The sequence below is a fragment of the Streptomyces sp. 8P21H-1 genome (assembly GCF_013302945.1).
Genome location: NZ_JABTYA010000191.1, coordinates 1 through 8,985, shown reverse-complemented (window position 1 = coordinate 8,985; position 8,985 = coordinate 1). Strand labels below are relative to the sequence as shown.

The 8,985-nt window shown below is 71.6% G+C and carries 8 protein-coding genes; 2 read left to right on the top strand and 6 right to left on the bottom strand.

Features of this window, described 5'->3' with window-relative positions; genetic code table 11:
• Positions 1 to 125: 125 nt before the first annotated feature.
• Both HO151_RS03265 and afsQ1 read right to left on the bottom strand, forming a co-directional pair.
• The gene (locus HO151_RS03265; RefSeq protein WP_173894608.1) at positions 126 to 1,724 is read right to left on the bottom strand and encodes a HAMP domain-containing sensor histidine kinase; all 1,599 of its coding nucleotides are present in this window, start codon (positions 1,722 to 1,724) and stop codon (positions 126 to 128) included.
• Positions 1,725 to 1,774: 50 nt separating this feature from the next.
• Positions 1,775 to 2,452, bottom strand: coding sequence for a two-component system response regulator AfsQ1 (afsQ1, locus tag HO151_RS03260; protein ID WP_099505496.1), 678 nt, complete (start codon positions 2,450 to 2,452; stop codon positions 1,775 to 1,777).
• Positions 2,453 to 2,812: 360 nt separating this feature from the next.
• On the opposite strand from afsQ1, the gene HO151_RS03255 reads away from it, so the two are divergent.
• The gene (locus HO151_RS03255) at positions 2,813 to 3,589 is read left to right on the top strand and encodes a SigE family RNA polymerase sigma factor (protein ID WP_173894606.1); all 777 of its coding nucleotides are present in this window, start codon (positions 2,813 to 2,815) and stop codon (positions 3,587 to 3,589) included.
• Between the two features lie 329 nt (positions 3,590 to 3,918).
• Here HO151_RS03255 and HO151_RS03250 read toward each other — a convergent pair whose 3' ends face one another.
• A complete protein-coding gene (locus HO151_RS03250) occupies positions 3,919 to 4,611 on the bottom strand; it encodes a uridine kinase (protein ID WP_368039406.1) in 693 nt (230 codons plus the stop codon).
• 127 nt (positions 4,612 to 4,738) lie between these two features.
• On the opposite strand from HO151_RS03250, the gene HO151_RS03245 reads away from it, so the two are divergent.
• The gene (locus tag HO151_RS03245; protein WP_173894605.1) at positions 4,739 to 5,164 is read left to right on the top strand and encodes a hypothetical protein; all 426 of its coding nucleotides are present in this window, start codon (positions 4,739 to 4,741) and stop codon (positions 5,162 to 5,164) included.
• Between the two features lie 123 nt (positions 5,165 to 5,287).
• Here the strand turns inward: HO151_RS03245 and HO151_RS03240 are convergent, their stop codons facing one another.
• Genes HO151_RS03240 through deoC form a run of 3 tightly spaced genes read right to left on the bottom strand, consistent with a single transcriptional unit; the run spans position 5,288 to position 8,654 of the window.
• The gene (locus HO151_RS03240; protein ID WP_254594675.1) at positions 5,288 to 6,259 is read right to left on the bottom strand and encodes an aldehyde dehydrogenase family protein; all 972 of its coding nucleotides are present in this window, start codon (positions 6,257 to 6,259) and stop codon (positions 5,288 to 5,290) included.
• Positions 6,252 to 7,688 (bottom strand): aldehyde dehydrogenase family protein, encoded by a 1,437-nt coding sequence (locus tag HO151_RS03235; protein ID WP_173894604.1) that lies wholly within the window; start codon positions 7,686 to 7,688, stop codon positions 6,252 to 6,254. The genes HO151_RS03240 and HO151_RS03235 overlap by 8 nt, the downstream gene beginning before the upstream one ends.
• Before the next feature lie 6 nt (positions 7,689 to 7,694).
• Positions 7,695 to 8,654, bottom strand: coding sequence for a deoxyribose-phosphate aldolase (gene deoC / locus HO151_RS03230; RefSeq protein WP_173894603.1), 960 nt, complete (start codon positions 8,652 to 8,654; stop codon positions 7,695 to 7,697).
• Positions 8,655 to 8,985: the final 331 nt, after the last annotated feature.

Below are 8,985 nucleotides of genomic sequence, written 5' to 3'. Positions count from 1 at the left end.
GAGCAGCGGCACGGCGAGCGCCAGCCGGGCCGCACGCGCCCCGCGTATGCCCCAGGTGTCCCGGACGCGCCGGGCATCCCGGGCATCCTGAGCGTCCCGCGCACCCCGTATGTCCCGCGCGGACATCACGCGCCCCCCTCGGTGCGGCCGGTGCCGGTGCCGGTGCCGGTGTCGGTGTCGGCGCCGATGTTGCTGCTGTCGTTGTCGCCGCCGGACCGGTCCGCCCGGCCCGTGTCCCCCGAACCGGCGTTCCCCGCCTCCTGCGGCTCACCGGCGTCGCGCGGCAGCCGCAGGGCGAAGACCGCGCCGCCCTTCGGCGAGTTCCAGGCGGTGATCTCGCCGCCGTGGATGTGGGCGTTCTCCAGGGCGATGGACAGACCGAGCCCGCTGCCCTCCGAACGCGGCCGGGAGGCGCTCGCCTTGTAGAAGCGGTCGAAGACGTGCGGCAGGACGTCCTCGGGGATGCCGGGGCCGTGGTCCTGGACCTCGATCACCAGGTCGGCGCCCTCCTCCCGCACCCGCACGCACACCGGGGAGCCGCCGTGCTTGAGGGCGTTGCCGATCAGGTTCGCCAGGATGACGTCCAGGCGGCGCGGGTCGACGTGCGCCATGATGCCGCGCCGGGCGTTCAGCTCCACCGCGTCCAGCCAGGCGCGCGCGTCGATGCACGCCGTGATCTGGTCGGCGATGTCGACGGTGTCGGAGACCAGCCGGGCGGTGCCCGCGTCGAAGCGGGTGACCTCCATCAGGTTCTCCACGAGGGTGTTCAGCCGCCGGGTCTCGCTGACGACGAGCCGCACCGCGGGCTCGATCATCGGGTCCACGCTGCCGGTCTCGGCGTCGAGCTCCTCCTCCAGCACCTCGGTCACCGCCGTGATGGCGGTCAGCGGCGTCCGCAGCTCGTGCGACATGTCCGCCACGAAGCGCCGGGACGCCTCGTCGCGCGCGCTCATGTCCGCGACCCGTTTCTCCAGCGCCTCCGCCGTGCGGTTGAACGTCCGTGACAGGTCGGCGAGTTCGTCCGTGCCCGACACCCGCAGCCGGGTGTCCAGCTTGCCCTCGCCGAGCCGCCGGGCGGCGATGCCCAGCCGGTGCACCGGCTTCAGCACGGTCGTCGCGGCCGCCTGCGCCAGCAGCGCCGAGCCGATCAGCGCGAGCCCGGTCGCGATCCCCAGCGACCAGGCGAGCGAGTTGAGGTCCTTGGCCTCCGGCTCCAGCGACTTGAGCATGTACCCGGTCGGCCCGCCGCCGATCACCTTCGCGCCGCCCACCAGGTACGGCGTGTCGTCCTGCACGGTCCGCTGCCAGTACAGGTGGTACGCGTACTTGTTGTTCGAGGAGATCTTCTGTTCCTTGTTCACGGCCTTCTGGAGGGACCGCGGTACGTCCGCCAGAGTGAAGGTGTCCAGGTCGGAGTTGCCGCGGACGGTCCTGCCGTTCTCGTCCTCGGCGATCAGCAGCACGCTGAAGCGCTGGCTGCTGTTCGCCATCTGCCCCGCGGCGCGCTGCAGTTCCCCCTGGGTGGGGTGGCGCCGCAGGGTGCTGGCGCGGGTCTGCATCGCCTGCTGGAAGTCGCCCAGCACCGCGTCCTGCGTACGGGTCAGCACGGCCTCGCGGTTGAGCCAGTACGCGATCCCGGACGCCGACACGGCGGCGGTGAGCGCGACCAGCCCGAACACCACGACCAGCCGCAGCCGCAGACTCGTGAAGCGCAGCCCCGCCATGACCGTCCTGCGGGCCGCGGCCCAGCCGCGGAGCTTGTCCTGCGGTTTGGTCACTGAGGGTTGTCCAGCCGGTAGCCGACTCCGCGCACGGTACGGATCAGTGTCGGCGAGGACGGCACGTCCTCCACCTTCGCGCGCAGCCGCTGCACGCACGCGTCGACGAGCCGCGAGTCGCCGAGGTAGTCGTGCTCCCACACCAGCCGCAGCAACTGCTGTCTGGACAGCGCCTGCCCGGGCCGCCTGCTCAGTTCGAGCAGCAGCCGCAGCTCGGTGGGCGTCAGCTGCAGGTCCTCGCCGTTCTTCGTCACGGTCATCGCCGCACGGTCGATCACCAGCGAGCCGAACGTCGCCGAGTCGTTCGCCTCGCGCTCGCCGCGCCGCAGCACGGCCCGGATGCGGGCGTCGAGCACCCGCCCCTGCACGGGTTTCACCACGTAGTCGTCGGCCCCGGACTCCAGCCCGACCACCACGTCGATGTCGTCGCTGCGCGCGGTCAGCAGGATGATCGGCAGCTGGTCGGTCCGCCGGATGCGCCGGCACACCTCGAATCCGTCGATGCCTGGCAGCATCACGTCGAGGACGATCAGATCCGGCCGCTGCTCGCGCAACAGCTTCAGACCGTCCTCGCCGGTGGCAGCGGTGGCCACCCGGTGGCCCTGGCGCGTCAGTGAGAGCTCCAGGGCCGTCCGGATGGCGTCGTCGTCCTCGATCAGCAACAGGGAAGGCACGGACGTCATTCTGTCCCATGACATGGGCGGGTATCGACTGTTGGGCCGCTCCCTCACACGTCCCCCCTACAAGTGCGTGCCGGGAGTGCGCCGGGAACACGCCGGACACGCACCGGACGAGTGCGGACGGACACCGGATGAGCGCCGGGCGAGCACCGTGCGTACCGGGCCCGTGACCGTGCGGAGTTGCCGCGTGACCAGCCCCTGAAGTGCCCGTTCCGGCCCCTGTGACAGGCCTGTGACAGTCGGGGGACACCGTCATGAAGTGCCCCCGGCAAGCTTCTGGTCACAGGCAGGGAAGCACCACAGCGAAGTATCCGAAGTACCGGAGAACCGGAACTCAACGACGGGGGGCGCGAGATGAACACGCTGCACAGCACCAGCACTGGCGCAGTTGTCACGCGGCTCCACGACGTCACGAGGAGCACCGAGAAGTCCGGTGCCGTGAGCGGGCGGGGGTGCGCTCGCGGCACCGGGCGTCAGCACACCGGGTCGTACATGACGGTGGTTGACGCACGTACGGGGGGAAGCGGCACGGGGGCCGTCCACGGGGGGACCGGGACGGCGTACGGGGAGGCCACGGGGGAGCGTCGCCCGGGGGCGGGGACGGTGGACGCCGAAGCGGCGTTCACCGCCTACGTCCAGGAGCGCCGCGCCTCCCTGTACGCGACCGCCTACCACCTGACCGGTGACCGCTTCGAGGCCGAGGACCTGCTGCAGAGCGCCCTGTTCTCGACGTACCGGGCATGGGACCGCATCAGTGACAAGGCCGCGGTCGGGGGCTACCTCCGCCGCACCATGACCAATCTGCACATCAGCGCGTGGCGCCGCCGCAAGCTGAACGAATACCCGACCGAGGAGCTGCCGGAGACAGCCGGCGACACGGACGCGATGCGCGGCACCGAACTGCGCGCGGTCCTGTGGCAGGCGCTCGCCCGGCTCCCCGAACTCCAGCGCACGATGCTGGTCCTCCGGTACTACGAGGGCCGCACGGACCCGGAGATCGCGGAGATCCTCGACATCAGTGTCGGCACGGTCAAGTCGAGCATCTGGCGGTCGCTCCGCCGGCTGCGCGAGGACGACGTCCTCAGCTTCGGCCGTGACGAGGAGGAGTCCTTCGGGGAGCTCGTCGCCTGAAGGCTGTGGGGGGATGTCCGTCACCTCGGGGGAGACGGCGGACATCGGGAAAGAAGTTCGTCACTTCGGGGGAGGCGACGAACGGCAGGAAAAGGTTCGTCGTCCCGGGGGGAGGCGGCGGACCGCACGGGGAAGTCCGTCACTTCGGGGGAGGCGGCGGACGGCCCGGGGGAGTAACACCCGGGGGGAACCACGGGGTCACGGGGGACCACGGGGGACCAAGAGGGAGAGCGGGACCGGAGGGCCGGGGGGCCGTCCGATCCCGCTCTTCCTGCTTCCTCTTCCTGCTTCCCGCTCTCTGCGCGCACCCGTGTACGGGTCGCGCGCCCCTAGGGGCGCGGGGAACTGCGCGACCGGCCCCCACGCACCCGCACCTCGTCCACGACGTCCACGACCTCCCGCGCGGAGCGCTCCGCGGCGACGGCCAGCCGTTCCAGAGCCTCCTCCCGCCCGCACGCGTACGCTCCGAGCGAGGTCTGCCGGGACACGATCGACCGCTCGTCCCGCATCAGCCGCCACCCCCGCCGGAGGAGGAACGGCACGGATTTGCGGCCCTCGCGCAGATCCCGCAGGAACCGCCGCCGGAACGTGGTCAGGGCTCCCCGGCTGAGACACAGCGCGTCGGCCAGCATCCCCGCCTCCCGGCACCGCTGCACGATCTCCGCGGCGAAGATGCCCTCGGCGATGAAGACCGGCGCGCCCCCGAAGTCGACGGTCTCCGAACCGGTCCGCGCGCTCAGGGAGATGTCGTACACGGGAACGTCCGTACGCCCCGTTCCGCACAGCCGCGCTATCGCGGCGACGGCCGCGTCCGCGTCCCAGGACAGCGGATGGTCCCAGTCGATGTCCGGGCTCCCCGCCACCTGCGGCAGCGTCGGGTCGTCGCCCTCCTTGTAGAAGTCGTCGAGCCGCAGCACCGGAAGGCCGGAGCGGGCCGCGAGGAGGGACTTGCCGGAGCCGGAGGGGCCGCACAGCAGTACGACGCGCGCGGTTGTCGCGGAATTCAGGGGTGGGGAACTCACGAGACACCAGTGTGCGGCATCATCCGCCCCCGGCCGAGCCCGCGGGTCGTCTTTGGAGTGTGTGTCACACGTCAACTACCCTGTGTGTCGACCTCATTACCTTGCGCAGCAGAAGGCGGCAGCAGTCATGGCACGACATTCGGCCCCCAAGACCCCGATCGTCCGGCGCGGGGCCCCGACCGTCCGGCGCGCGTTGCTGGCCCTCACGGGCGCGGGGATCGCGGTGGGCGCGGCCGCCGCGTCGGCGGCGGCGGACACCGATCCCGTACTGGAGCCGATCAGCAAGCGGCCGACCTCGCTGGGGAAGATCGACCCGCAGGCCGGTCTCCAGGCGACGACCGGGATCGTGGGGTACGTGACCGGCCCGGTCGCGGGCCTGAAGCCCAACCCGCTGGCCGGTACGGGCGTCGACCCGCTGGACAACGGACTCGGCACGCAGGTGGCCGACTTCCCGCCGCTGGCGACGACCATGCTGACGCGACCGGTCGCGCAGGCCCCGTCGCTGGGCAGCGTCCCGGTGGTGGGTGAGGCGACGGAACTGCTGGGCGCCTGAGCCGTACGGCCGGCCCTCCGGGTGCCGGCGGCGAGAGGGAGCCGCGCCGCCTCCGGACGGAGGGGACGCGGCTCCCCGGTCGTCGGAAGCCCTGAGAGCCGGCCGTGGACAGTCCCGGGGGCGTCAGTACGACGAGCCGGACGCGCCCAGTGCGCCCGTCGGGTGCCAGACCGTCTTCGTCTCCAGGAAGGCCGTGAGGCGCTCGATGCCCGGCGTGGCGAGATGATCCACAGCCTGTGGACGGACGACCCGCTTGAGGTTGTCCGCGGCCGCGATCTCCAGTTCCTTCGCGAGCGCCTCGTCGGCGCCCGCCAGGTCGATCGCGTTGACGTCCTGGTGCGCGGCCAGCGGAGCCGCGATCTCCGCCGTCCCGCCGGTCAGGATGTTGACCACGCCGCCCGGCAGGTCGGAGGTCGCCAGCACCTCGCCCAGCGAAAGCGCCGGGAGCGGGGACCGCTCGCTCGCGATCACGACCGCCGTGTTGCCGGTCGCGATCACCGGGGCGATCACCGAGACCAGGCCCAGGAAGGACGACTCCTGGGGGGCGAGGACCGCGACCACGCCCGTCGGCTCGGGGGTGGAGAGGTTGAAGAACGGACCGGCCACCGGGTTGCCGCCACCGACCACCTGGGCGATCTTGTCGGTCCAGCCCGCGTACCAGACCCAGCGGTCGATCGCGGCCTCGACCTGCTCGGCGGCCTTCGCCTTCGACAGTCCCTCGGCGTCGGCGACCTCGTGGACGAACTGGTGCGTGCGGCCCTCCAGCATCTCCGCGACGCGGTAGAGGATCTGGCCGCGGTTGTACGCGGTCGCGCCGGACCAGCCGCCGAACGCCTTGCGGGCGGCGACGACCGCGTCACGGGCGTCCTTGCGGCTCGCACGCGGCGCGTTGGCCAGCCATGTGCCCTTGCCCGCCGCGTCAGCGGCTGATGGTGCTGTGGTCACCTCGTACACCCGGCCGCTCTCGGAACGCGGGAACTTCCCGCCGACGTACAGCTTGTAGGTCTTGAGGACGCGCAGCCGCCGGGGCCCGGCGCCCCCGGCCCCGTCGTCCTTCTTCCCGCCCTTGTGCGCCTTCTTCGGCTTGTCAGACATCGAGGTACGCCTCCAGGCCGTGGCGACCGCCCTCGCGGCCGTGACCCGACTCCTTGTAACCGCCGAACGGCGAGGTCGGGTCGAACTTGTTGAACGTGTTGGCCCAGACGACGCCCGCGCGCAGCTTGTTCGCGACCGCCAGGATCCGGGACCCCTTCTCGGTCCAGATGCCCGCGGAGAGGCCGTACTGGGTGTTGTTGGCCTTCGCGACCGCCTCGTCCGGGGTGCGGAAGGTGAGGACGGACAGGACCGGGCCGAAGATCTCGTCGCGGGCGACCGTGTGCGCCTGGGTGACGTTCGTGAACAGCGTCGGGGCGAACCAGTAGCCGGCCGACGGCAGTTCGCAGGGCGGGGACCAGCGCTGCGCACCCTCGGCCTCGCCCTGCTCGACGAGCGTGGTGATGCGCGAGAGCTGCTCGGCGGAGTTGATCGCGCCGATGTCGGTGTTCTTGTCGAGCGGGTCGCCCAGGCGCAGGGTCGAGAGCCTGCGCTTCAGGGAGTCCAGCAGCTCGTCGTGGACCGACTCCTGGACCAGCAGGCGGGAGCCCGCGCAGCAGACCTGGCCCTGGTTGAAGAAGATGCCCGTGACGATGCCCTCGACGGCCTGGTCGATCGGGGCGTCGTCGAAGACGATGTTCGCGCCCTTGCCGCCCAGTTCGAGGGTGACCTTCTTCCTCGTGCCCGCGACCTGGCGCGCGATGGCCTTGCCGACCGCGGTGGAACCGGTGAAGGCCACCTTGTTCACGTCCGGGTGCGCGACGAGCGCCGCGCCCGCGTCGCCGTAGCCCGGGAGGATGTTGACGACGCCCCGCGGCAGGCCCGCCTGACGGCAGATGTCCGCGAAGAACAGGGCGGACAGGGGAGTGGTCTCGGCGGGCTTGAGGACGACCGTGTTGCCGGTCGCGAGCGCCGGGGCGATCTTCCACGCCAGCATCAGGAGCGGAAAGTTCCAGGGGATGACCTGGCCCGCGACGCCCAGCGGGCGCGGGTTCCTGCCGAGGCCGGCGTGGTCGAGCTTGTCCGCCCAGCCGGCGTAGTAGAAGAAGTGCGCGGCCACCAGGGGCAGGTCGGCGTCCCGCGTCTCCTTGATGGGCTTTCCGTTGTCCAGCGTCTCCAGGACGGCCAGTTCGCGGCTGCGCTCCTGGATGATCCGGGCGATGCGGAACAGGTACTTGGCGCGCTCGGAGCCGGGCAGCGCGGACCACTTCACGAAGGCCCTGCGGGCGGCGCCCACGGCCCGGTCGACGTCCTCGGTACCCGCCCGGGCGACCTCGGAGAGGACCTCCTCGGTGCTCGGGCTGACCGTCTTGAAGACCTTGCCGTCGGCGGCGCCGGTGAACTCACCGTCGATGAAGAGCCCGTACGACGGGGCGATGTCGACGACCGAGCGGGACTCGGGTGCCGGTGCGTACTCGAATGCGGAAGCCATGATGGATCAGTCCACCGTCACGTAGTCGGGGCCGGAATAGCGGCCGGTGGTCAGCTTCTGGCGCTGCATCAGCAGGTCGTTCAGGAGCGAGGACGCGCCGAAGCGGAACCAGTGGTTGTCCAGCCAGTCCTCGCCCGCGGTCTCGTTGACCAGCACCAGGAACTTGACGGCGTCCTTCGTGGTGCGGATGCCGCCGGCGGGCTTCACCCCGACCTGGACCCCGGTCTGCGCGCGGAAGTCGCGGACGGCCTCCAGCATGAGGAGGGTGTTCGCGGGCGTCGCGTTGACCGCGACCTTACCCGTCGAGGTCTTGATGAAGTCCGCGCCCGCCAGCATGCCGAGCCAGCTCGCCCGCCGGATGTTGTCGTACGTCGACAGCTCGCCGGTCTCGAAGATGACCTTCAGACGGGCGGCGCCCGAGGCCTCCTTCACGGCGGTGATCTCCTCGTACACCTTCAGGTACCTGCCCGCCAGGAACGCCCCGCGGTCGATGACCATGTCGATCTCGTCGGCGCCCGCGGCGACGGCGTCCCGCACGTCGGCCAGCTTCACGTCGAGCGCGGCGCGGCCGGCCGGGAAGGCGGTCGCTACGGAGGCGACCTTCACCCCCGAGCCGGCGACGGCCTCCTTCGCGGTGGCCACCATGTCGGGGTAGACGCAGACGGCGGCCGTCGACGGGGTCGCACGGTCCGTGGGGTCCGGGTGGACGGCCTTGGCGCCGAGCGCCCGGACCTTGCCGGGGGTGTCCGCGCCTTCCAGCGTCGTCAGGTCGACCATCGAGATGGCGAGGTCGATCGCGTACGCCTTCGCGGTGGTCTTGACGGACCGGGTGCCGAGCGAGGCGGCACGCGCCTCCAGGCCGACCGTGTCGACGCCGGGCAGCCCGTGGAGGAAACGGCGCAGCGAGCTGTCTGAAGCGGTCACGTCCGTGAGTGCGTGGGCTGCGGAGGATGCAGTGATGGGCATGGTCACCACCCGAGCATATCTACGCGCGTAGCGGCTGTACACCCCTGCCGACGGCTCCCCACGGGGAGCCCCCGCCAGGGGCGCGGGGAACGGCGCGCCCAGCCCTCACGGACCCGCACGGGGCATCGGGGCTGGGCCCTGTCAGGAGCGCGGGGAACGGCGCGAGCAACCCTCATGGACCCGCACGGGGCATTCGGAGGGCCGGCCCCGTCAGGGGGGCGCGGGGAACGGCGCGCCCAGCGCCCATGGACCCGCACGGGGCATCGGGGCCGGGCCCTGTCAGGGGCGCGGGGGAACGGCGCGAGCAACCCTCATGGACCCGCACGGGGCA

Excerpts from the sequence above, each read along its gene's own strand:
- HO151_RS03265 (WP_173894608.1), bottom strand. The coding sequence starts at position 1,724 with ATGGCGGGGCTGCGCTTCACGAGTCTGCGGCTGCGGCTGGTCGTGGTG.
- HO151_RS03255 (WP_173894606.1), top strand. The coding sequence starts at position 2,813 with ATGAACACGCTGCACAGCACCAGCACTGGCGCAGTTGTCACGCGGCTC.
- HO151_RS03245 (WP_173894605.1), top strand. The coding sequence starts at position 4,739 with ATGGCACGACATTCGGCCCCCAAGACCCCGATCGTCCGGCGCGGGGCC.
- HO151_RS03240 (WP_254594675.1), bottom strand. The coding sequence starts at position 6,259 with ATGTCTGACAAGCCGAAGAAGGCGCACAAGGGCGGGAAGAAGGACGAC.
- HO151_RS03235 (WP_173894604.1), bottom strand. The coding sequence starts at position 7,688 with ATGGCTTCCGCATTCGAGTACGCACCGGCACCCGAGTCCCGCTCGGTC.
- deoC (WP_173894603.1), bottom strand. The coding sequence starts at position 8,654 with ATGCCCATCACTGCATCCTCCGCAGCCCACGCACTCACGGACGTGACC.